This window comes from Stenotrophomonas sp. YJH_SMC_43 (assembly GCF_059372535.1).
Genome location: NZ_JCAFVQ010000002.1, coordinates 726101 through 748770 on the forward strand (window position 1 = coordinate 726101; position 22670 = coordinate 748770).

At 68.0% G+C, this 22670-nt stretch carries 22 protein-coding genes and 2 tRNA genes; 20 read left to right on the top strand and 4 right to left on the bottom strand.

What is annotated here, in order from left to right:
• Positions 1-174: 174 nt before the first annotated feature.
• Entirely contained in the window at positions 175-363 is a 189-nt protein-coding gene (locus tag AC5QAH_RS09650; RefSeq protein WP_019337168.1) for a hypothetical protein, read from the bottom strand.
• A 110-nt stretch (positions 364-473) separates the two neighbouring features.
• Entirely contained in the window at positions 474-1043 is a 570-nt protein-coding gene (locus AC5QAH_RS09655; RefSeq protein ID WP_043402987.1) for a TlpA family protein disulfide reductase, read from the bottom strand.
• A gap of 162 nt (positions 1044-1205) precedes the next feature.
• On the opposite strand from AC5QAH_RS09655, the gene AC5QAH_RS09660 reads away from it, so the two are divergent.
• Positions 1206-1346 (top strand): hypothetical protein, encoded by a 141-nt coding sequence (locus tag AC5QAH_RS09660; protein ID WP_010486087.1) that lies wholly within the window; start codon positions 1206-1208, stop codon positions 1344-1346.
• Between the two features lie 45 nt (positions 1347-1391).
• Here the strand turns inward: AC5QAH_RS09660 and AC5QAH_RS09665 are convergent, their stop codons facing one another.
• The gene (locus AC5QAH_RS09665; protein ID WP_053442781.1) at positions 1392-1676 is read right to left on the bottom strand and encodes a hypothetical protein; all 285 of its coding nucleotides are present in this window, start codon (positions 1674-1676) and stop codon (positions 1392-1394) included.
• A 31-nt stretch (positions 1677-1707) separates the two neighbouring features.
• Positions 1708-2475 (bottom strand): MipA/OmpV family protein, encoded by a 768-nt coding sequence (locus AC5QAH_RS09670; RefSeq protein WP_019337171.1) that lies wholly within the window; start codon positions 2473-2475, stop codon positions 1708-1710.
• Between the two features lie 145 nt (positions 2476-2620).
• On the opposite strand from AC5QAH_RS09670, the gene AC5QAH_RS09675 reads away from it, so the two are divergent.
• The 19 genes from AC5QAH_RS09675 to AC5QAH_RS09765 all read left to right on the top strand — a co-directional run bounded on the left by AC5QAH_RS09675 (position 2621) and on the right by AC5QAH_RS09765 (position 22665).
• The gene (locus AC5QAH_RS09675) at positions 2621-3292 is read left to right on the top strand and encodes a response regulator transcription factor (RefSeq protein WP_010486084.1); all 672 of its coding nucleotides are present in this window, start codon (positions 2621-2623) and stop codon (positions 3290-3292) included.
• Between the two features lies 1 nt (position 3293).
• Complete coding sequence (locus AC5QAH_RS09680) at positions 3294-4637, top strand: sensor histidine kinase (protein WP_010486083.1); 1344 nt, start codon at positions 3294-3296, stop codon at positions 4635-4637.
• A gap of 59 nt (positions 4638-4696) precedes the next feature.
• Positions 4697-7093, top strand: coding sequence for a DNA internalization-related competence protein ComEC/Rec2 (locus AC5QAH_RS09685; protein ID WP_241872547.1), 2397 nt, complete (start codon positions 4697-4699; stop codon positions 7091-7093).
• Between the two features lie 3 nt (positions 7094-7096).
• A complete protein-coding gene (locus AC5QAH_RS09690; protein ID WP_191851020.1) occupies positions 7097-7759 on the top strand; it encodes a MotA/TolQ/ExbB proton channel family protein in 663 nt (220 codons plus the stop codon).
• Between the two features lie 3 nt (positions 7760-7762).
• The gene (locus AC5QAH_RS09695) at positions 7763-8185 is read left to right on the top strand and encodes an ExbD/TolR family protein (RefSeq protein ID WP_010486080.1); all 423 of its coding nucleotides are present in this window, start codon (positions 7763-7765) and stop codon (positions 8183-8185) included.
• A complete protein-coding gene (gene msbA / locus AC5QAH_RS09700; protein ID WP_010486079.1) occupies positions 8182-9930 on the top strand; it encodes a lipid A export permease/ATP-binding protein MsbA in 1749 nt (582 codons plus the stop codon). The genes AC5QAH_RS09695 and msbA overlap by 4 nt, the downstream gene beginning before the upstream one ends.
• The gene (gene lpxK / locus AC5QAH_RS09705) at positions 9930-10949 is read left to right on the top strand and encodes a tetraacyldisaccharide 4'-kinase (protein WP_010486078.1); all 1020 of its coding nucleotides are present in this window, start codon (positions 9930-9932) and stop codon (positions 10947-10949) included. Before msbA ends, lpxK begins: the two co-directional genes overlap by 1 nt.
• 74 nt (positions 10950-11023) lie before the next feature.
• Positions 11024-11797, top strand: a complete 774-nt coding sequence (kdsB, locus tag AC5QAH_RS09710) for a 3-deoxy-manno-octulosonate cytidylyltransferase (RefSeq protein ID WP_241873835.1) — start codon at positions 11024-11026, stop codon at positions 11795-11797.
• A complete protein-coding gene (locus tag AC5QAH_RS09715) occupies positions 11794-12282 on the top strand; it encodes a low molecular weight protein-tyrosine-phosphatase (protein WP_241873836.1) in 489 nt (162 codons plus the stop codon). The genes kdsB and AC5QAH_RS09715 overlap by 4 nt, the downstream gene beginning before the upstream one ends.
• The gene (locus tag AC5QAH_RS09720) at positions 12279-13691 is read left to right on the top strand and encodes a hypothetical protein (protein WP_010486075.1); all 1413 of its coding nucleotides are present in this window, start codon (positions 12279-12281) and stop codon (positions 13689-13691) included. Before AC5QAH_RS09715 ends, AC5QAH_RS09720 begins: the two co-directional genes overlap by 4 nt.
• Positions 13688-15532, top strand: coding sequence for an excinuclease ABC subunit UvrC (uvrC, locus tag AC5QAH_RS09725; protein WP_241873837.1), 1845 nt, complete (start codon positions 13688-13690; stop codon positions 15530-15532). Before AC5QAH_RS09720 ends, uvrC begins: the two co-directional genes overlap by 4 nt.
• A gap of 18 nt (positions 15533-15550) precedes the next feature.
• Entirely contained in the window at positions 15551-16177 is a 627-nt protein-coding gene (gene pgsA, locus AC5QAH_RS09730) for a CDP-diacylglycerol--glycerol-3-phosphate 3-phosphatidyltransferase (protein ID WP_010486073.1), read from the top strand.
• 114 nt (positions 16178-16291) lie between these two features.
• Positions 16292-16367 (top strand) — tRNA-Gly (locus tag AC5QAH_RS09735).
• A gap of 138 nt (positions 16368-16505) precedes the next feature.
• Positions 16506-17612 (top strand): NAD(P)/FAD-dependent oxidoreductase, encoded by a 1107-nt coding sequence (locus AC5QAH_RS09740; RefSeq protein WP_311069076.1) that lies wholly within the window; start codon positions 16506-16508, stop codon positions 17610-17612.
• A 116-nt stretch (positions 17613-17728) separates the two neighbouring features.
• Positions 17729-17804: transfer RNA gene (locus AC5QAH_RS09745), tRNA-Gly, on the top strand.
• Positions 17805-18409: 605 nt separating this feature from the next.
• Positions 18410-19873, top strand: coding sequence for an efflux transporter outer membrane subunit (locus tag AC5QAH_RS09750; RefSeq protein WP_049455303.1), 1464 nt, complete (start codon positions 18410-18412; stop codon positions 19871-19873).
• Positions 19870-21009: an ABC transporter permease gene (locus tag AC5QAH_RS09755; RefSeq protein ID WP_311069077.1), complete on the top strand. Its 1140-nt coding sequence runs from the start codon at positions 19870-19872 to the stop codon at positions 21007-21009. Before AC5QAH_RS09750 ends, AC5QAH_RS09755 begins: the two co-directional genes overlap by 4 nt.
• 10 nt (positions 21010-21019) lie before the next feature.
• Positions 21020-21748, top strand: coding sequence for an ATP-binding cassette domain-containing protein (locus tag AC5QAH_RS09760; RefSeq protein ID WP_197578866.1), 729 nt, complete (start codon positions 21020-21022; stop codon positions 21746-21748).
• Positions 21745-22665 (top strand): HlyD family secretion protein, encoded by a 921-nt coding sequence (locus AC5QAH_RS09765; protein ID WP_495232279.1) that lies wholly within the window; start codon positions 21745-21747, stop codon positions 22663-22665. The genes AC5QAH_RS09760 and AC5QAH_RS09765 overlap by 4 nt, the downstream gene beginning before the upstream one ends.
• The last annotated feature ends 5 nt before the right edge of the window (positions 22666-22670 follow it).

Consider the following 22670-nt stretch of genomic DNA (forward strand, 5'->3'; position numbering starts at 1 on the left):
GCGCCAAGGCGCCCGGGGAAGGATGAATCCGGGGCCGGAAGTGCCGGGCCGCCCCTGGAGGCGGCCCGGCGCGGTGCCCAATGTGCGGGTGGGCACCGATCATCGCCGCAGGGCTGGCTCAGCGCTGCGGCACCTGCAGCAGATCAGCGGGGCCGACCTGCGGTGCGGCTTCGATTACAGCGGATCACAGCACAGCAGCTGGCCAGGCTTGCCCGAGTTGCCGAACGGGCAGCTCGGATGCGGCTCGCACCCGGGCGCATAGCCGGTTTTGGGGGCGACGGCGAAGGCCTGGCTGGCACCGAATGCCAGGGCCGCAACAACGACGATACCGGCGACGGATGAAAGTACGTTCTTTCCGATCATGTGTATCTCCTTGGTTGGCGTTGTGGTGTTGCAGTTGCCGAAGGCACCGGGGTGCCGGTTGTGGCGCGGATGCGGTGAACCATGACGCGCGCCGACGCGGCGCACGGCAATCAGGGCAGTGCAGGGGCTGGCGTCAGCGAGTTCATGGCGGCGCGCACCACCTGCTCATCAAGCTGGCCCACATGCTTGTAGGTCACGCTGCCATCGGTGGCCAGCACCATCAGCATCGGCGTGACCGTGGCGCGGTAGCGCTTGGACGCATCGCCTTCACTGTCGATGGCGATCGGGAACTGCAATACATGCTGTCCGGCGTAGTCGGCCAGTTGGTCGTAAGGGGGGAGTCCCACACCGATCAGTTCACTGCGGCCGCGTGCTGCTGCGATCTGTTGCAGCTGTGGCATCGAGGCCAGGCAGTAGCGGCAGGTGGTGGAGAAGAAGTAGAGGATCTGAGGTGCGTCGCGCGCGCCGCCGATGTTGACGTGAGTGTGCTGGGTCGTGCGCAGCGCCAGTGCTTCCGGGCGACTGCCCAGGCTGAGACCATGTGCTTCCAGCCGCATGTTCTGCAGTTGGGCAGCCATCTGCGCGTTGATTTGCCGGAGCTGGTGGTTCTGCCATCCCAGCGCGACGATCAGCGCGGACAGCAGCAGGGCGACAACGGGGAACAGGACGCGCTTGGGCATCGATCATCCTTGAACGCAGCGTTGGGCCGAACATACCGGAACGGGCGCGCGGGTTGTTAAGGTGATGTTGCCCGCACGTCCGCAGAGGCGCCGCGTGTACTAGAGTGGTGCCTGCGCGGTCAGGCACGCGCACCCCGCAACCACCACCAGGATCAAACACCGATGAGCGATCACGTTCCGGTTTCCCGACCCAATCCCATCCTCGAGCTGCTGTTCGGCGGCAACATGCTGGAGGGTACCTTCAAGGCGGTGATCTGGGTGGCCCTGCTGGCGGCGGTGCTGGCGTGGACCACATTCCGCTGAGTCTTCCCACTGCCCTGCAGCGCCGGCAGCGTTGCTGGCCTGCGCTCAGGCGCTGAAGGCCTGGCGCAGGCTGCGCAGGTTGGCCTGGCGATGTTCCTTTGCGGTTGCTTCGCCCATCTCAAGTTCCTGCAGGCGCAATCCCACCAGCATCATCGACAACGCATAGCCGCGTGCCGCATCGGCAGCACGCGAAAGGCCAAGTGCGCGGCGCGTCAACGCGTTCACGTGTTCCAGGTCCGGCAGCAGCCCCAGGTAGGCGCGCTCGGCGCTGTCCAGGTCCGGGGCACGCAGGATCGCGTGCGCTTCAGCAGCAGGGGAGACGGAGGCCATGGGGGGGTCCTTGTCCGTTGCGGGCGCTCGATCAGAACGAGCGCATCAGGGAAACGAAGGCCGACGTCTGCGTACCGCGACGGGCCATCGGGCTGTCCTTTACGGCATCGCCGAACCACTGGTTGGCGACGACGCCGGTCGCGCGCCACTTCGTGCCCAGGGGCGTGCTGACCGCGATCTGCAGGTTTGGTGATGTCGCGCTGCCCGGGTTGTACGCGGCAAGTCCCGAGCGCAGCGCTTCTTCGTCGGTGATGCCGTAGTAGTAGTCGAGCAGGCGCGCACTGGAGTGCACCACGCCGACCTTGGGCACCCAGGTGAAGCGACCGGCCTGGATCGGATAGCTGTAGTGCAGACGCGATTCCATGCCACCTCCGTGGCCGGTGACCTCGCGCATCACGCTGGCCTCGACGATGCCCCAGTCGGCGCTGTATTCACCATTGATGCCGGCCATGGCAGACATCTGCCGGCTGTGCAGGCGACGCAGCTGAGGATCGTTCACGTCGTCGGTCTTGAAGCGCAGCGTGTAGGGCGTGACCGCCGCCGACAGGCGCAGGCCTTCGCGCTTGTAAAGGTACATGCCCAGCGAGCCCGGGCTGGCGAAGAAGCGCTCGCCCTGCCAGGCAATGGACGGTACGACCAGCGGCTTGACGTCGTAGTGGGCGTAGGCCCCTGAGGTCGCGCCGGCACTGATACCGGCCTGCACCCCCGGGTTCCGGTCGGCGGCGTGGGTGATCAACGGGAGGCCGATGGCAGCGGAGAACAGCAACGGGCGCAGCAGGGTCGGGGACAGCGACGGCATCGATCAGCCACTTTGCGGGGGATGGCTGTGCATGGTGCGGCCACAACATTGTCAGAACATTGCGCCTTGGCATTCGGCACGCGAAGGCGCCCAAAGCCGGCGCCAGGCACTATGATCGGCACCGTTTCCGGTAGCCGAGCCCCTGATGCGCATCCTCCTGGTCGAAGACGATCCCGATCTGTCCCGTGCCCTGCAATCGGGCCTGGAGCGGCAGGGCGTGGTCGCCGACGTGGTCGGCAGCCTGGCCGAAGCCGCGATCGCGCTGCGCGAGCCGGTGCACCAGCTGATGCTGCTCGACCGCCAGCTGCCCGATGGCGATGGCGTGGCGTTCGTCGCCACCGCGCGCGCGCTGCGCCCGAACCTGGCGGTGATCATGCTGACCGCCAAGGGCACGCTGTCGGACAAGGTCGAGGGGCTGGATGTCGGTGCCGATGACTACCTGGTGAAGCCGGTGGCGATCGAAGAGCTGATGGCGCGGATCCGCGCGGTCTCGCGCCGGCCCTCGGCGATGGTGACGCCAAGCCTGCATCTGGGCCGGCTGGAATTCGACTTCGAATCGCTGCAGGCGCAGGTGGAGGGCCAGCTGTTGGCGCTGCCCCGGCGCCAGGTGCTGGTGCTGCAGGCGCTGGCGATGCGACAGGGACGCACCGTCACCCGCAGCGCGTTGGAGGCGGCAGTGTACGGCTTCGATGACGAGATCCAGTCCAATGCACTGGACGCGCATATCTCCAAGCTGCGCAAGGCGCTGCAACAGGCCGGGGCCGGCGTGGAGATCCATGTGATCCGCGGCGTCGGCTACCTGCTGGCGGAGGCCTGAGATGGCACGTCCTATCCGCTCCATCACGCTTGGGCTGGCCTGGCGGTTGTTCCTGGCGCAGGCCTTCACCGTGCTGTTCGCTGTGGTTGCGTTGATCCTGACCTGGGGTGACAAGGACACCTGGGGCATGGACATGTTCATGGCCGAGGCGGTGGCCAAGGCGGTGCACAGCGATGGTGGCCGGCTGGTGCTGGACCAGGCGCGCTGGGAAAAGCTCGATGCCAGTGCCGGCGGCAACCTCTGGTTCGCGGCAGTCGACGACAAGGGGGTCTGGTTGGAGCGCGGCACGATTCCGGCGATCCACGCGCCGCTGCTGGCGCGGTTGCCGACGCTGGGCGCGACCGAACTTGGTTCGCTGGTGCCGCCCTACCTGGATGTGGCGCGGGTGATGATCCGCAACGAGGATGGACGGCGCATCACGGTGATGGTGGGCGGGGCACCGAAGGGCGGGCTGCTGGATGGCGCGCTGATGGTGCTGCGTCTGATCGGCCTGTGGTTCTTCCTGCCGCTGATCGTGGTCACGCTGCTGGTGATGCCGACCGTGATCCACCGCGCGATGCGTGGCGTGCGCCGCTCCGCGCAACAGGCCAAGGAGCTGGATATCGGCCAGCCGGGTGCGCGGCTGGATGCGCAGCTGGTGTCGACCGAGGTCGCGCCGTTGGTCGAAGCCTTCAACGACGCGATCGACAAGGTGCAGCAGGGCTATGCTGCGCGTGACAAGTTCCTTGCCGATGCCGCGCACGAGCTGCGTGTGCCGATCGCGGTGGTGCAGGCGCGTCTGTCGCAGCTGCCGCAGGGCGAGCTGAAGTCGCAGCTGCTGACCGACGTGGCGCGGCTCGGCAACGTCGCCGAGCACCTGCTTGACCTGCAGCGACTTGATCGCAATGTCGGCGCACTGCAGAGGCTGGATCTGGCGCTGCTGGTGCGTGAAGCGGCCGCCGATCTGGCGCCGCTGGTGGTCGGTGCCGGCTACGGCTTCGAAGTGGATGCACCTGAGATGCCGGTGTGGATCCACGGCGACAGCCTGGCGTTGGGACGGGTGATCGCCAACCTGGTGCACAACGCCATTGTCCACGGCGGCGGACGCGGCACCATCTGCGTGCGCCTGGATGCACGTGGCCTGCTGGAAGTCAGCGATCAGGGTGCCGGTATTCCGGTGAGCGATCGTGAAGCGATCTTCGAGCCGTTCCATCGCCTGCGCGCGGCGGGCAGTGGCAGTGGCCTGGGCCTGCATCTGGTGAAGGAAATCGTGCAGCACCACGGCGGCTCGGTCAGTGTCGGCGAGGCCGCTGGCGGTGGTGCCAGCTTCCGGGTCAATTTCCACCGCGGCACCGTCCGGCGCTGACAGCCGCGCGGGGAAAACCCCGATAGGCAACCTGTCGCGCCCGGCGGCAGGCTGCTGGAATGGTTTCCGAACGTTCCGCGCCGGCCCTGTTCGGCCCCGGCTGCGCCGCCGGCCTGGTGCTGGGCGCGCTGGCCTGCGTGCAGATGCCGGCGCTGCTGCCGCTGTGGCTGAGCGTGCCGATGGCGGTTGCCGGTGGCGCGGGCTGGCTGCTGCGCTGGCGAGGCCGCACCTGGGCTGCAGTCATGCTCGGCCTGGCATGGGCAACAGTGCACGGGCAGTGGGCCCTGCACGACCAGCTTCCACCCGACGCGCCGCCGCAGGATGTGCAGGTGCGCGGGCGGGTGGCCGATCTTCCGCAGAGAGGCCCCGGTTACACGCGTTTCGTGCTGCACGTGAAGGAGGCCGATACGCTGCCAGTGCTGCGCGGCAAGCGCCTGCAGGTCACCTGGAACGACCCGTGGCGCGGATCGTCAGCGCACGAGGCCGGCGGGCGCCATGCGGTTCGTGCCGGGGCGCATTGGCAGATGTCGTTGCGCGTGCGTGCGCCACGCTCGCGGATCAATCCCGGTGGCTTCGATGGCGAACGCCATGCATTGCTGCGTGGTATCTCCGGCAATGGCACGGTGCGCGACCCGGGCGCTGCCCGTGAGCACGCGCCTGCGCAGGGCCTGCCGGCCTGGCGCGAGCGCAGCAGTGATGCCATCGCCACGCAGGTGGCACATCCTGCCGCGCGGTTCGTGCAGGCCTTGGCCCTGGGCGACACCCGCGGGCTGTCTGATGCCGACTGGGAACACCTGCGCGCCCTGGGCCTGACCCATCTGGTCGCCATCTCCGGGTTTCACGTGGGCGTGGTGGCGGGCTTCGGCGTGCTGCTGTGCCGCGTGTCGTGGTGGCTGTGCCCGCTGCTGGGACGGTACTGGCCACGGCCGCAGGCGGCGGCATGGGGCGCGGCGCTGGCCGCAGCTGCCTATGCCGTGGCAGCCGGTGGCGCGCTGCCAACGGTGCGCGCGGCGCTGATGATCGGGTTGGTGGCACTGGCCCGTGCCGGACGTCGCCCGGTGGGTGCGGGGCAGGGGCTGGCCCTGGCCGCGATGGTGATGCTGCTGCCGGCGCCGCTGTCGGTGCTGTCGGCCGGCTTCTGGCTCAGCTTTGGCGGCGTGCTGTGGCTGCTGTGGTGCCTGCCGCGAACCGGGCCGGAGGGCGCCGGTGGGGGCCTGCGTGGCTTCCTGGCCGCGCAGGGCGTGGCCAGCCTCGGCCTGTTGCCGCTGTGCGTGGCCCTGTTCGGCGGCACCGCGCGCTTGGGGCCGCTGGTCAACCTGCCGATCATTCCGTGGTGGACCCTGCTGGTGGTGCCGTTGTCGTTGCTGGGTACTGCGCTGCAGGTGCTGCACGACGGTGCCGGGCGCTGGGCCTGGCGTGCCGCTGCCTGGCTGTTCGAGCTGAGTTGGCAGGCGCTGCAGCCACTGGCGCTGCACCCGCAGGCGATGTGGTGGTTGGCCGAGGCGCCGCGCTGGGCGGTACCGGCGGCACTGGCCGGGGTGTTCTGGTGGCTGCTGCCACGCGGCGCCGGCGGTGGCCTGGCGGGCCTGCTGCTGTGCCTGCCGCTGCTGTGGCCCGCCCGGCATGCACCGGCCGAAGGAGAACTGGAGCTGCTGGTGCATGACGTAGGGCAGGGCACTGCGGTGCTGGTGCGTACGGCGCGGCACGCGCTCTGGTACGACGTGGGGCCGCCGACCGGCGGCGAAGGCAACGAACGGATTCTGGTCCCGGCCCTGCGCGCGCTCGGCCAGGGGCCGCCCCGGCAGGTGATGCTCAGCCATGACCATCTTGATCACACCGGCAGCCTGTCCAGCCTGCGACGGCAGCTGCCCGGACTGCAGCTGCTGGCGCCACCGGGCAGCACCATCGCTGGCGCCACGCCCTGCCAGCAGGGGCTGCGCTGGCAGTGGGACGGGGTAGATTTCCAGGTCCTGCACCCGGCGCCGGGCAGCCGTCAGGCCGAGAACGAAGACAGCTGCGTGCTGCGCATCGCCAGCCGCCACGGCGCGGTCCTGCTGCCGGGTGACATCGGCCGGCCGGCCGAGCGGACGCTGCTGCAGGCGTCTCCGGCAGCGCTGAAGGCGGATGTGGTCCTGGTGCCCCACCATGGCAGCGGCGGCAGCTCCAGCGCGCCGTGGGTTGAGGCCGTGGCGCCACGGCTGGCGGTGGTCTCGGCCGGGCACCGCAACCGCTTCGGGCACCCTCGCCAGGACGTGGTCCAGCGCTGGCGGGCGCAAGGGGCCGAGGTACTGGCCACGGCCGATTCCGGGGCGATCCGCATATGGCTTGGCGCACAAGGGCTGCAGCTGCGTGAACAGCGCATCCACGCATCCCGCTGGTGGGATGCCGCTGGGCGGGCGCGGTCGGCTGCTATCCTATCGCCGATCGAACAAGCGGCCGTTGGGCCGGAGGGTTGAAACGTGTGGGAACTGGTCAAGGCCGGTGGCTGGCCGATGGTGCCGCTGCTGCTGGTGGGCGTACTGGCTTTGGCGATCATCCTGGAGCGTTTCTGGTCCCTGCGGCGTACTGAAGTGCTGCCGCCCGGCCTCGGCCAGGAAGTGCGCAACTGGGCGGCACGCGGCAAGCTCGACCCGGCCCACCTGCAGACCCTGCGCGCGAACTCGCCGCTGGGCGCGCTGCTGGCCGCGGCGCTGGAAGCGCGCAACCGTCCGCGCGACCAGATCCGCGAGCGCATCGAAGACACCGGCCGCCACCTGGTGCACCGCATGGAGCGTTTCCTCAACGCGCTGGGCACCATCGCTTCGGCCGGGCCGCTGCTGGGCCTGCTGGGCACGGTGATCGGCATGATCCAGATGTTCCTGGGCATCCTCGACCACGGCGTGGGTGATGTGAACCAGCTGGCCGGTGGTATCGGCAAGGCGCTGGTGTGCACCGCCACCGGCATGATCGTCGCCATTCCGGCGCTGATGTTCCACCGCTACTTCAAGGGCCGCATCCACGGTTACGTGGTGGAGATGGAGCAGGAAGCCAGCGCGCTGCTGGATACGCTGGATGGCCGACCCGGGGTGATGAACCCTGCCGCTGCCACGCGCCCGGCCGGCGCGGCGATGGCGAAGGCCTGATCGATGCGTATCGGCAACGACCGGTCCCAGGATGAGCCGCATATCGACCTGGTGCCACTGATCGACGTCATCCTGGTGTTGATCATCTTCTTCGTGGTCACCACTACCTTCGATGCGCGCTCGACACTCCAGGTGGAGCTGCCCACGGCCAGCCAGCAGCCCAGCAATGAGCCACCGCGCTCGTTGAGCGTGCTGATCAACGCCGAAGGCCGCTACTTCATCAATGACCAGGAAGTGCTGCGCAACGACGTCGAGTCGGTCAAGCAGACCATCGCGGCCGTTGCCGGCAGCGACCGCACCCAGCCGGTGCTGTTGCGTGCCGATGCCCGCACGCCCTATCAGGCCGTGGTGACCGCGCAGGATGCGCTCGGTCAGCTCGGCTTCCGCCGTATTGCCATTGCAACAGCACCCGAGGTGCGTCCATGAGTTCCAAACACGCGCCGGTGTGGCCGATCTACAAACGTCTGCTGGGATACACCCGCGCCTACTGGGGCATGATGGTCGCCGCCGTCATCGCCATGGCGGTGGAGTCGGTGGCCGGCTACCACTTCACCAAGCTGATGGAGCCGCTGGTCAACCGCGGCTTTGTCAATCCCGAACCGAAAATGGCGGTGATCCTGCCGCTGACCATCCTCGGCCTGTTCCTGATGCGCAGCGCCGCCACCTGGGTGAGCGACTACGCGCTGGCCAAGACCGGTCGCAGCGTGGTGCGCGACCTGCGTGAACAGGTGCTGGCCAAGTACCTGCACCTGCCGTCCTCGCATTTCGATACCGAATCGACGCCGGTGATGGTCAGCCGCCTGAACTTCGATACCGAGCAGGTCACCCAGGCCAGTGCCGACGCGCTCAAGACCGTGGTTGCCGACACCCTGACCATCATCGCCATGCTGGCGGTGATGCTGCAGATGAGCGTCAAGGTGACCGTGGCCATGCTGGTGGTGGTGCCGATGATCGGCGTGATCGTGTCCTACGTCGGCAAGCGCTACCGGCGCATCAGCCGCGGCATCCAGGACGGCATGGGCACGATGGCGCAGACTGCCGAGCAGTCGCTGGCGGCCCAGCAGGAAGTGAAGGTGCACGGCACGCAGCAGCACGAAATGTCGCGCTACTCGCGCTTGGCCAACCGCATGCTGGCGCTGAACATGAAGGTGGAAATCACCCGTGCCGGTGCCTCCAGCGTGGTCCAGTTCCTGGCCGCGCTGGCGCTGGCGGTGATCGTCTGGGTGTCGACCCGCGAAGCACTGGCGGGCCGCCTCAATGCCGGCCAGTTCATGGGCCTGATGATCTCGATGACGGCGATCATCCCGTCGCTGCGCCGCCTGACCAGCGTGCAGTCCTCGATCTCCCGCGGTGTGTCCGCCGCCGAGCGCCTGTTCGACATCCTCGACATGCCGGTCGAGCGCGACGATGGCCGCAACACGGTGCAGCGCGTGCGTGGCGAACTGGCCTTCGAGCACGTCATGCTGCGTTACCGCGAAGACAGTGGCATCGCCCTGGACGACATCAGCTTCGTGGCCAAGCCGGGTACGGTCACCGCCATCGTCGGTCGCTCGGGCAGCGGCAAGACCAGCCTGATCCGGCTGGTGCCGCGCTTCTACGAACCCAGCGGCGGGCGCATCACCCTCGATGGGGTGGCGCTGGATGACTATCCGCTGGCCGACCTGCGTCGCCAGGTGGCGATGGTCGGGCAGAAGGTCATGCTGTTCGATGACACCATTGGCGCGAACATCGCCTATGGCATGGACGCGACCGATGAACAGATCCGAGCGGCGGCCGAAGCCGCAAACGCCTGGGAGTTCATCGCGCGCATGCCGCAGCAGCTGCAGACCCCGGTGGGCGAGAACGGCGCGCTGCTGTCCGGCGGCCAGCGCCAGCGCCTGGCGATCGCCCGTGCGATCCTGCGCGACGCGCCGATCCTGATCCTCGATGAAGCCACCGCAGCGCTCGACAACGAATCGGAGCGCCTGGTGCAGGACGCGCTGCAGCGATTGATGCCCGAGCGCACCACGCTGGTCATCGCGCACCGCCTGTCGACCATCGAGCATGCAGACCAGGTGCTGGTGATGGACCACGGTCGCATCGTCGAGCGCGGTACCCACAAGGAGCTGCTCACCATGGGTGGCCTCTACCAGCATCTGCACAGCATGCAGTTCCGCGAAAGGCAGGACTGATGGCCGGCAAGGGTACCCAGACCCCGCCGTACTGGTACGACGGCAGCCCGGTTCCGTGGGCGATGCGCCTGCTGGCGCCGCTGTATGCCGGCGTCACCGCGCTGCGCCGGCGCGCCTATCGGCGTGGCTGGCGCAAGCGCTACACGCTGCCGGTGCCGGTCATCGTGGTTGGCAACATCACCGCCGGTGGTACTGGCAAGACGCCGCTGACCATCGCGCTGGTGGAGCGCCTGCGTGCCGCCGGCTGGAAGCCGGGCGTGGCCAGTCGTGGCTACGGCCGCGAAGATGCGGACAAACCGCTGTGGGTGAAGGCGGATACGCCGACCGCCAAGGGCGGCGACGAACCGGTGCTGATTGCCTGGAAGACAGGCGTACCAGTGCGCGTGGACAGTGATCGCGTTGCTGCCGGCAGGGCGCTGATCGAGGCCGGCTGCGATGTGATTGTCTGCGACGACGGCCTGCAGCACTACCGGCTGGCGCGCGACATCGAGATCGAAGTGGTCGATGCGCAGCGCCGCTACGGCAATGGCCGGATGATTCCGGCCGGACCGCTGCGCGAGCCGGTCAGCCGCGCCAGCGAGTGCGATTTCCGTGTGGTGAATCTTGGCCAGGCCAATGAGGAATCTGCGGCCCAGGCCTGTGGTTTCGGCCAGTGGCCGATGGCCCTGCACATCGACAGCGCGCAGCCGCTGGCCGGTGGCCGTGCCCGTCCACTGTCGTACTTCAAGGGCCAGCGCGTGCACGCCGTGGCCGGCATTGCCCACCCGCAGCGCTTTTTCGACATGCTGCGCGCGCGAGGCATCGGCGTGGTGCCGCACGCCTTCGCCGACCATCAGGCCTATCAGCCGCAGGACCTGTCCTTTGGCAGCCAGCTGCCAGTGCTGATGACCGAAAAGGACGCGGTGAAATGCCGGGCGTTCGGCAATGACTGGCACTACGCGGTCCCGCTGCGCGCCGAGCTGCCTGCCGCGTTCTGGGTGGCGCTGACCGACCGCCTGGACAAGCTGCGACCGAACTGAGTGGCACGGCGGCGCTTGCATTCATGCGCCGCCGGCCGCATTCCCGTTGTAACGAGCCTGCCGAGTACCGCCCCATGACCGAATTCGTCGTCGCCATCCCGGCCCGCTATGCCGCCTCGCGGCTGCCGGGCAAGCCGCTGCGCCTGCTGGGCGGTGAGCCGCTGGTGCTGCATGTGGCGCGCCGCGCGCTGCAGGCCGGTGCCGGCGAGGTCTGGGTCGCTACCGACGATCAACGCATTGCCGACGCACTGTCCGGCCTGGCCGAAGTGAAGGTGGCAATGACCGCCACCTCGCATGCCTCCGGCACCGATCGCCTGGCCGAGTGCGCGCGCATCGCCGGCTGGGCCGATGACACCGTGGTGGTCAATCTGCAGGGCGACGAGCCGTTTGCACCCGCTGCGGGTATCCGTGCGGTGGCCCAGGCGCTGGTTGACGGCAATGCGCCGATGTCGACCCTGGCGACCGCCGTGGAGGATGCAGAAACCCTGTTCGATCCGAACGTGGTGAAGCTGGTGCGCAATGTGCGCAACGAGGCGATGTACTTCAGCCGCGCGCCGATCGCGTGGCACCGCGATGGCTTTGCGCGCAGCCGCGACACGTTGCCGGCTGGTCACAACTGGCTGCGCCATATCGGCATCTACGGCTACCGCGCCGGCTTCCTGCAGCAGTTCGCGGCGATGCCGCCGGGCCAGCTGGAGCAGGTCGAATCGCTGGAACAGCTGCGCGTGCTGGAAGCGGGCTTCCCGATCAGCGTGGCGATCTCGCCGGAGCCGTTCCCACCCGGCATCGACACCCCCGAGGACCTGGAGCGCGCCGAAGCGTTGCTGCAGGCGATGGCCGCGCGATGAAGCTGCTGGTCGTCTGCCTCGGCAACATCTGCCGTTCGCCGATGGCCGAAGGTGCGCTGCGCGCCCGCCTGGAGGCCTCGCCGCTGGTCGGGCGGGTGCAGGTGGATTCGGCTGGCACCGGCGACTGGCACGTGGGCGAGCCACCGGATCGGCGTGCGATCGCCTGCGCGGCCGGGCACGGTGTGGACATCGGCGGCCTGCGTGCGCGCCAACTGCAGGCCGCGGATTTCGACCGCTTCGACTGGATCCTGTGCGCCGACGAAGCCAACCTGCGTGATGCCGGTCGCTTGGCCACATCTGTCCAGCGCGAACGCCTGGCACTGTACCTGCCCTGGTCGGGCGGAGAGGGCCGGATGGCGATCCCGGATCCTTACACCGGCGGTAGTGATCATTTCGAACAGGTCTGGTCGCTGGTCGACAATGCTGCAAAACGTGCCGTGGCACGACTGTTGCATGACGCCGACTCCGGCATAATCGGGTCATGAACGTCCAGCCCGTCCCGGACCTGCCCGAGTTCGCCACCTGGCTCAATGCCACCCCCTGCACCCTGACCGAACTGCGCGGTCGGCCGGTGGCGCTGTTGTTCGTCAACGCCGCCTCCGCCTGGAGCGCGCAACGCCTGGCCGAGTTCGGCCAATGGCTGTCGCGCCACCCCGGCAAGCTGCAGCCGCTGGTGCTGCAGGTGCCGCGCTTCGACTTCGAACGCGACGCCGGTGCCGCACTGAAGCTGTTGCGTCGCCAGGGCCTGACGATGCCGGTCCTGCTCGATGCGGACTGGGATGGCTGGCGTCGCTTCGGGATCACCGCCTGGCCAACCCTGGTGCTGCTGGATGCGCAGGGCCGCGAACAGCAGCGGCTGGTCGGGCAGGGCGCGCCCGGCGAACTGGAGCGTGCCTTGAATGCGCTGTGCGAGGGTGCGCCGTCGGCGCCGCCGCGTGGCGGTAGCGAGTTGCATCCGGAGCTCCGCCAGGCACTGCGCTTCCCGCTGGGCCTGGCGGTCAGTACCGAGCGCCTCTACATCGCCGACAGCGGCCATCACCGCATCCTCGAATGCAGCCATGGCGGCCGCATCCTGCGCCAGTTCGGCCTCGGTACCGCCGATTTCATGGACGGCAACCTCGCCGAAGCGGCGTTCCACCGCCCGCAGGCGCTGGTGCTGGAACGCGATGCGCTGTACGTGGCCGACACCGGCAACCACGCCGTGCGCCGCATCAACCTGCTGACCGGCATCGTCGACACGCTGTGCGGCAATGGCCGCCCCGGTGCGCCGGTGGAAGGTCCGGTCGCGCAGGCCCGGCAGGTCTCGCTGGACCATCCGGTCGGCCTGGCCATCGCCGACAACCAGCTGCACATCGCCATGGCCGGCGACAACCGCATCTGGAGCTACCACCTGGGCCAGCGCAGCCTGCAATGGCGCGCCGGCAGTGGTTCCATCGACGAGCGTGATGGCAGCGGCCATCTGGCCGCGTTCGCACAACCGACTGCGCTGGCCGTAGTGCAGCAGGTGCTGTACGTGGCCGATGCACTGGGTTCCTCGATCCGTGCACTGCAGCTGCGCGGCGACCTGGTGCAGACGCTGGTCGGGCAGGGGCCATGGCGCTTCGGCAGCGAAGACGGCCCGCGCGCGGACGCCAGCCTGCAGTTCCCGCAGGCGATCGCGCTCAGCCCGGATGCGCCGCTGTTGTGGATTGCCGATACCGGCAACGGTCGCCTGCGCACGCTGCGCCTGGGCGGTGGCGAACTGACCACCCAGCCGCTGCCGCGCCGCCTGCATGGCCCGGCTGGACTGGCGGTGGGCGCAGGTGCGGTGTGGATCGCCGAGACCGACGCCCATGCCGTGCTGCGCTTCGATCCCGACAGCGGCGTGCTCAGCGAAGTGCCGATCAGCGAATGACCGACGTTCCCGCTCCGGTCTTCGACGGCAAGGCCTTCGCGGCCCAGCTCAGCACCGCCCCCGGCGTATACCGCATGTACGCGGCCGACGACACTCTGCTGTACGTGGGCAAGGCGCGCGCGCTGCGCAATCGCGTCGGCAGCTATTTCAACGGCAGCCCGAAGAACGCGCGGATCATGTCGATGATCTCGCAGATCACGCGCATGGACGTGACCGTGACGCGCTCGGAAGCCGAGGCGCTGCTGCTGGAAAACCAGCTGATCAAGTCGCTGTCGCCGCGCTACAACGTCTCGCTGCGCGACGACAAGACCTACCCGCATGTGCTGCTGACCCGCGAGGACTGGCCGCGCATCGCGCTGCATCGTGGTCCGCGCGCCATTCCCGGTCGCTATTTCGGGCCGTATCCCGGCGTGACCGCAGTGCGCGAAACGCTGAACCTGATGCACAAGCTGTTCAAGCTGCGCAGCTGCGAGGACAGCGTGTTCCGAAACCGCTCGCGGCCGTGCCTGCAGTACCAGATCGGACGCTGCAGCGCGCCCTGCGTGGAGCTGGTGCCGGCAGCGGAGTATGCCGAGTCGGTACGCCGCGCCGCGCTGTTCCTCGAAGGCAAGAGCGACGAACTCACCCGCGAGCTGGGCGAGCAGATGCAGGCCGCCAGCGAGGCACTGGAATTCGAGCAGGCTGCGCGTCTGCGCGATCTGATTTCCTCGCTGCGCAGCATGCAGACCCGGCAGTACGTGGATGGCCGCGCCGCCGACCTGGACGTGCTGGCGGTGGCCATGCAGGGGTCTCAGGCCTGCGTGCTGCTGCTGGCGTTCCGTGATGGCCGCAACCTTGGTACCCGTCCGTTCTTCCCGCGCACCAACGGTGAAGAAAGCCCGGAAGAGGTGCTGGCCGCGTTCGTCTCGCAGTACTACATCGAATTCGAGCCGCCGCGCGAGATCCTGCTGGACCGCGAGATTCCCGACGCGGACCTGCTGGTTGCCGCGCTGTCGGCCTCGGCCGAACGCAAGGTGCAGCTGAAGTGGAGCGTGCGCGGCGAGCGCGCCGGCTACGTGGAACTGGCCAGCCGCAACGCGCAGCTGACCCTGGCCACCGAACTCAACAGCCGCAACGCGCAGCACGCGCGCAGTGATGCGCTGCGCGACATGCTGGGCCTGGCCGAGCCGGTCAAGCGTGTCGAGTGTTTCGATATCAGCCACACCCTGGGCGAGGCCACCGTGGCCTCATGCGTGGTGTTCGACGCCGCCGGTCCGGTGCGCGCGCAGTACCGCCGTTTCAACATCAGCGGCATCGAGCCGGGCGACGACTATGCCGCCATGCGCCAGGCCATCGACCGCCGTTTCCGCCGCGCGGTGGAAGAGCAGGGCGTGCTGCCGGATGTGCTGCTGATCGACGGCGGCGCCGGCCAGCTGGCACAGGCGCAGGCCGCACTGGCCGACCTGGGCGTGGAGGGCGTACTGCTGGTGGGCGTGGCCAAGGGCGTGGAGCGCCGCGCCGGCCACGAGGCGCTGGTGATGCCCGACGGCCGCGAGCTGCGCCCCGGCGCGGCCAACCCGGCGCTGCAGTTCATCCAGCAGGTGCGCGACGAGGCGCACCGTTTCGCCATCACCGGCCATCGCGGCCGCCGCCAGAAGGCGCGGATGACCAGCAAGCTGGAGGACATCCCCGGTATTGGGCCGCGCCGCCGCGCCAGCCTGCTCAAGCATTTTGGTGGCCTGGTCGGCCTGAAAGCCGCTGGCGAAGCGGAAATCGCCAAGGTGGAAGGCATCAATGACGCCCTCGCGGCACGTATCTACGCTAACCTGCACGGGTTGGCCACGCCTGATGCGGCCGAGTAGAGAGAGAAGCACGCAAGCATGAAGTTGACCTTGCCCACCTGGCTGACGTTGTTGCGGATCGTGATGATCCCGGTGCTGGTGCTGGTGTTCTACCTGCCCTACACCTGGACCAACTTCGCTTCGGCGGCGATCTTCGGCCTGGCCGCGATCACCGACTGGCTCGATGGCTGGATCGCACGCCGTTACCAGCTGGAGTCGGCCTTCGGTGCCTTCCTCGACCCGGTCGCGGACAAGCTGATGGTGGCAGTGGCACTGTTCCTGATCGTGCAGGGCCACCCGACGCCGTGGATGGCGTTCTGGGCGGCGGTCATCGTCGGCCGCGAGATCGCGGTGTCGGCGCTGCGCGAATGGATGGCCGAGCTGGGCCAGCGCGCGAAGGTACGCGTGGCGATGATCGGCAAGGTCAAGACCACCGCGCAGATGGTCGCGCTGCTGTGCCTGCTGTATTCGGTGGCCCCCAACGTGCCGGTGGAAGACATCTGGATGGGCTGGCCGGTGTTCCACATCGGCGACTGGACCCTGGCGATTGCCGCGGTGCTGACCCTGTGGTCGGGCCTGCAGTACCTGCACGCTGCCTGGCCGAGCCTGCGCGAAGACGAGCGCGCCGCACGCGAGCGCTCGCGGCAGAAGAAGCTGGGCAACTGACCCCATCGATGCGCGTATCCACGCATGGCGCGGATACGCGACGCCGGGCACCTCGCAGACCCTGAAAAAAGCGCTTGACGGCATCCTTGGAATAGGTAAAATTTCGCCTCCCAAGCGGGAATAGCTCAGTTGGTAGAGCGCAACCTTGCCAAGGTTGAGGTCGCGAGTTCGAGTCTCGTTTCCCGCTCCAGATTCAAGAAAGACGCTCCCGCAAGGGGGCGTTTTTCGTTTGCGTAGAACCCGCTTCATCCCCACTTCACCGTCACTCCTTCGCCTCACCACGCGGCAGTTCGAAGCTGCATCTCCGTTCCTCCAGGACGATGCAGCCATGCTCCACACTCCTTCCGCCTACGATCACGACGTGGTCATCGTCGGCGCCAGTTTTGCCGGTGCCGCCTGCGCACTGGCTGCTGCCCAGTACGGCCTGCGCGTCTGCGTGCTGGAACGCAAGGCCGACCCCGGCGAGCGCCTGCACACCACCGGCATCGTGGTGAAAGAGGCGATGGAGCAGACCTGGCTGGGGCGCATGCCCGAACATCTCGTGCAACGCGTCTCAAACGTGCGCCTGTATGCGCCGAATCTGCGCAGCGTGTTGCTGGCCGCGCCGGGCTATTACTTCCTCACCACCGATACGCCGAACCTGATGCGCTGGCTGGCCAGCGAGCTGCGCGCGAACGGTGTCGACCTGCGCCTGCAGCAGTCCTTCACCGATGCACATCGCAATGGTGACGGCTGGCTGGTGGATGGGGCGGGGCGATGTGCCTATCTGGTTGGCGCTGATGGCGCACGCTCACGTGTGGCACAGCGCACTGGGCTCGGCCAGGTGCGTGACAACCTCTACGGCGTCGAACGTGAGTTCGCCGGCCTGCATGTCGCGCAGGGCGACGCGCTGCATTGCTTCGTCAGCAAGCGCTACGCGCCGGGTTACATCGGCTGGGTCGCGCAGAATCCGACCGGCCTGCAGGTCGGGTTGGCGTTGCGTCATGACCCGCAACAGGTGCGGCCGCCGGATATTGAAGGTTTCCTCGGCCACGTGCGCGATGGGGTCGGCATTCCGCCTTCGGCGCGTCCCTCGGCCACCCGCGCCGGACTGGTGCCCTGCGGCCGGCCGGATGGGCCGATCACCGGCCAACGCGTGATCCTGACCGGCGACGCGGCGGGCATCGTCTCGCCGCTCTCCGCCGGGGGCATCCACTCCTCGTGGCGGCATGGCTGGGCGGTCGGCGAGGCGATGGCCCGCCATCTGCGTGGGCAAGGACCGGAAGCGGAACGGGTGGCGCGGCAGGTGGCTCCGGCGTTCCATGGCAAGCGCATGCTGCGCTGGGCGATGGATCATCTGCAGGCCGATTGGCCGCTCGATGCACTGCTGCATACAGCGGCCATGCGCCGCATCGCCGAACAGGTCTACTTCCATCGCCGCGGGCTGCGCACGTGAAGGGAACAGGCAGGCGCGCCTGAACGCCATCCTTCACGTCACGTGAAAATTCCTGTTGACGCCGTGCAGCAATATCGACACAATAGCGCTCCTTCGACGCAGGTCGAACGGAATCTGCGGGAATAGCTCAGTTGGTAGAGCGCAACCTTGCCAAGGTTGAGGTCGCGAGTTCGAGTCTCGTTTCCCGCTCCAGATTCAAGAAGAACGCTCCCGAAAGGGAGCGTTTTTCGTTTGTCACACCGGTTGCACCACCACCGCGCTGGCGTGCCTTGCCGGGCAGGGCGCTGCACCAGGTCCGGGCATTCTGCCGGTCGAAACCGGGGCAGCGGTTGTCCTGCGGGATGTAGACGTAGGGAACGTCATCCTCGTAGGTGAAGTGGTAGTAGTAGGTGCGGTCCTTCCCATACAACCAGTAGTTCGACGAGCCGTCGTTGATCGCATACGGCTCGAAGGTGAGGATCGAGGATTCGGCGGGAATGAAGTTGCTGCGCTCCATCAGTAGCAGCAGGGCGTTCGAGACCAGTGGGGTGGTCAGGACGAGCACGATCACACCGACAGTCGCTGTCGTGATCGAGCCAATCAGCAGCCAGCGGCGAGGGTGTTTCACGGTCGGGCAGCATCGAAGCAAGGAATTGCCGCAATGTGCAATACGCCGTGAAAGTCGTCCAGTGTTCCGTGCTGGGAACGCATTGAAAGCGTAGTGAAAGGCTGGGTCGGCGTTGCCTGAACCGCACGCGTGCTGTGACCTTTTTCGGACGATTTCTCCATGTTCGCTCCACAATCGCACGGTAGCCTTCATGCTCCTTCTACACGTTGGCGGGCTGGTGGTCAGGCGTATCACTTCAGTGGCAGTGCCCAGGACAGGGCGTGGACTCTCCCTGCAGGCAGTGCTGCGCCCCGGCGCATTGTTGGCAACCCTGGCCTTGGCGGGTTGCATGTCGGTGTCCGTCCCGGACCTGCCGGATCGCACACCCAGCGCCTGGACCCAGGTGCCGCAGGGGCAGGGTGTGGCGGTGGACGCCAGGCAGTGGTGGAAGGTGCTGGCCGACCCGGCGCTGGACGGCCTGGTGGACCAGGCCATCGCAGGCAACCTCGACCTGCAGCAGGCCACGCTGCGGCTGCAGGCCGTGCGGATCGTCGCCGGCACCTCCGACTCGCGTTTCCTGCCGGAAATCTCGGCCAGCGCCAAGCAGGTGCAGGACGCCGCCGCCGTCGATACCTACTTCCATGCCGGCATCGAAGCGATCTGGGACCTGGGCCTGTTCGGCGCCGCCGAAAGCGCGCAGCTGAGCGCGCAGGCCTCGGCCGGCAACGCCGAGGCGCTGCGCAATGCCGCACAGGTGGCGGTGATTGCCGACGTGGTGCGCAGCTATCTGGACCTGACCGTGGCACAGGCCCAGCAGGACCTGCTGGCCCGGCAGCAGACCGTGGACGACCGCGGTGAACAACTGGCCCTGGTCCGCCAGCGCCTGCGCCTGGATGAGCCCGGCGAGCTGGACCGCCTGCGTGCACGCCAGGCCGCCACCCGTGCCGCCATCGCACAGGCTCGGGAAAACGCCGACAACGCGGCTCGCGCGCTGGCATTGCTGCTGGGCCGTGACGGCCCGGATCCGGCCTGGCGCGCGTATCGCACGCCGCCGAAGCTGGGCACGTTCTCGCTGCAGCAGGTTCCCGCGGATCTGCTGCGCCATCGTCCGCAGATCCTGCTGGCCGAGTCGGAGGTGATGCAGGCTGCGGCCAGCAAGGGTTCGGCACGCGCCGCGATGTATCCGCGGGTCAGCCTTGGCGGCTCCATCCTGTATGCCTACAACCTTACCCAGAACGCCCGCTCCAATTCCGATTCCAGTCCGTCGATCGGCCCGTACGTCGATATTCCGCTGTGGGACTGGGGTCAACGCCGCGCGCGTTTCCAGGCCGATGAGAAGCAGCTGGACGCCGCATTGCTCGGTTACCGCAAGGCGGTGCTGGAAGGCGTGAGCGAAGTGGAAGGTGCGCTCGGCAGCCTGGCGCGCCAGGGCAGCAGCATCCAGTCGCTGCGTGTGGCCAATGATGCCGCCGACCAGCAGGTCAAGCGCCAGGCGCGGCAGGTGCAGCTGGGTTTGTCCAGCGAGTTCGATGGGCTGGACACGCAGCGTGCGGCACTCGCCTCGCAGGCCGACCTGATCGGCGCGCAGGGTGCACGCGTGCTGGCCTTTGCGTCGCTCTACCGTGCCCTTGGCGGCGCACCGCTGCCGGTCGAGGGGGAGGGCGAGCAGCAATGATCGCGCTGGCTCGCAAGACCCTGGCCTATGAGTGGCGCCGGTTCCTGCCGGTGGTGCTGGCGATGTGTTTCGCCGGCGTGCTGCTGATCGTGCAGGCCGCACTGGTGCTGGGCATCTTCGGTACCGCCGCGATCTATGTGAAGGCATCGTCGGCCGACATCTGGGCCGGTTTCCCCGGCACCCAGAGTGTCAACTACGGTCATGCGATCAGCGCGGATGTGGAAAGCCACTTGCGCATGGATCCGGATGTCACCCGCGTCGAACCCTACGAGTGGGTTGATGGCGAATGGCGTTCCAGTGCCCAGGGCACCGGCAATGTGTCGGTATACCTGTCCGGCATTTCCACCCGCGACGACGCGATGATGTTCGCTCGCATCCTGCCGGCCGATCTGCGCGCGCAGCTGCGCGAGCCGGGTGCGGTGATCGTCGACAGCGCCGATCTGGATACGCTCGGCGTGGACCTGCAGAACAACCGTGCCTGGATCAATGGCAAGGCCGTGCGCGTGGTTGCCGCGCAACCGGGCCTGCGTGGCCTGGGGGGCGTAAACGTGCTGGCCTCACTCGACACCGCGCGCGCCATCGCCGGTACCGACCCACATGAGGGCAGCACCTATTTCGTGGCGGGCCTGTGCTCGCCGGACCTGGCCGATCGCGTGCGTGACCGCTTGTCCGCGTCGATGGGCCGGGCCACGCCGGTCGAGTTCTGGACCGCGCCGGAGTTCGCCAGCCGCTCGCAGCAGTACTGGCTGTTCGATACCGGCGCCGGCATCGCGGTGTTGTTCATGGCCGTCATCGTCTGCTTCGTCGGCGCGGTGATCACCAACCAGTCGTTCGCCTCTGTGGTGGCCGGCTCGGTGCGTGAGTACGCCACGCTCAATGCACTCGGTGCAGGCCGCTATGCGCTGGCGCGGGTGGTGTTCGAGCAGGCATTGCTGATCGGCGGCGTGGGTATGTTGCTGGCGGCGGCCTTCAGCACCGTGGTGCTGTTGATCGCGCAGACCCAGCGCGTTCCGGTGCAGCTGACACCGATGGTGATCCTCGGCTGCGTGGCGCTGGTTGCGGTGATGGCCATGCTCTCCAGCATCATGGCGGTACGCAGTGTCGTTCGCTCCGATCCATCGTTGCTGCTGCGTTGAGGGCCGGCCGATGACTTCCTTACGCGCCGTCGCCCCGACTCTGCGGGCCGATGCACTTGAAAAGGGCTTCATGTCCGGCGACGTGCAGGTGCCGGTGCTGCGCGGGCTGTCGCTGGACATCTACCCGGGGGAGCTGACCCTGGTGTCGGGCCCGTCGGGTTGCGGCAAGAGCACGCTGTTGTCGCTGCTGTCCGGCTTGTCCGCACCCGATGGTGGCCGTGTGCATGCACTCGGCCAGGATGTGGGCCACATGAGCCGCAGCGAAGTGGAGCGTTTCCGCCTGCACCATGTCGGGTTCGTGTTCCAGGGCTTCAACCTGTTCCCGGCACTGACTGCGCTGGAGCAGGTGCAGCTGCCACTGGGCTACCGCGGCATGAGCAATCGTGAAAGCGAACCGCTGGCCCGCAAGGCACTTGAAGAGGTGGGCCTCAGCCACCGCAGCCACATGCGCCCGGCGCAGTTGTCCGGCGGTGAGAAGCAGCGTGTGGCCGTTGCGCGCGCGTTTGCCAAGTCGCCGACGCTGATCTTCGCCGATGAACCCACCAGCGCGCTGGATGCCGAGAACGGCCAGCGCGTGATCGACATCCTGCATCGCTACGCACGTGCGCATGGCGCCACCGTGCTGTGCGTGAGCCACGATCCGCGCCTGATCCGGCATGCCGATCGGGTGATCGCCATGGAAGACGGCATGGTTCGTGATGACCGCCGCCAGAACGAAACTGTAGAGTCCGCCCCATGACCAAGACGTCGCACCTGCTTCCCCTCAGCCTGGCCCTGTCCGCGGCATTGCTGCTCGGTGCCTGTTCCAAGGAAGCGCCCGCGGCTGCACCGGCGCCTTCGGGCAAGACTGATGCTGCCGCCGCCGGCAAGGTCGCGGTGGCGCGCGGCATCATCGACGTCGAAGGCGGGCTGATCGCACTGGCGCCGCCGGTGGATGGCTCGATCACCGCTGCGCCGGTGAAGGAAGGCGCCGTGGTGAAAAAGGGGCAGCTGTTGCTGTCGCTGGATGGCGCCCTGTTGCAGCAGGAAGTCGCAATGGCCACCGCCGACCTGGCGTTGGCCAATGACCGCCTGAAGGGCAGCCAGGCGCAGCTGCGCGAGCTGGAGCGCAACGCCACCCGCCTGTCCACCGGCGCCAGCGAAGGCGTGTCGTCCAACCAGCAGGCCGATGCGGCCAAGCAGCAGTTGGCTGGTGTGCGCGCCGATGTCGACGTGGCCGGTGCGCAGGTCGACATGGCCCAGCACAAGCTGGAACACGCCAGGCTTAAACTGCAGCAGATGTCGTTGAGCGCACCGGAAGCCGGCACCGTGGTCGGCCAGGTGCCGGGCCTTGGCGCCTTCGTGCAGGCCGGCAAGCCGGCGATCTCGTTGTTGCCGGCGCGCCCGCTGCAGGTGCGTGCCGAACTCAGCGCCGCCTATGCCGACGCCGTGCAGGTCGGCATGCACGCCATCGTGGTGCCGGACAGCGATGGCGCCGAGAACACCGGCACGCTGCCGCCGGCACGCGTGGTGCGCATCAGCCCGGTGTTCGCGCAGGCGCGCCTGCCTGAAGATGCAGGGCGTGGCGTAGCCAAGGTGGTGGAATGCGTGCTGGAGTTCGACGGGCAAGCCAAGGCGCGCTTCGGCCAGCATGTGCGCGTGGAGTTCCGGAAGTAGGCGTT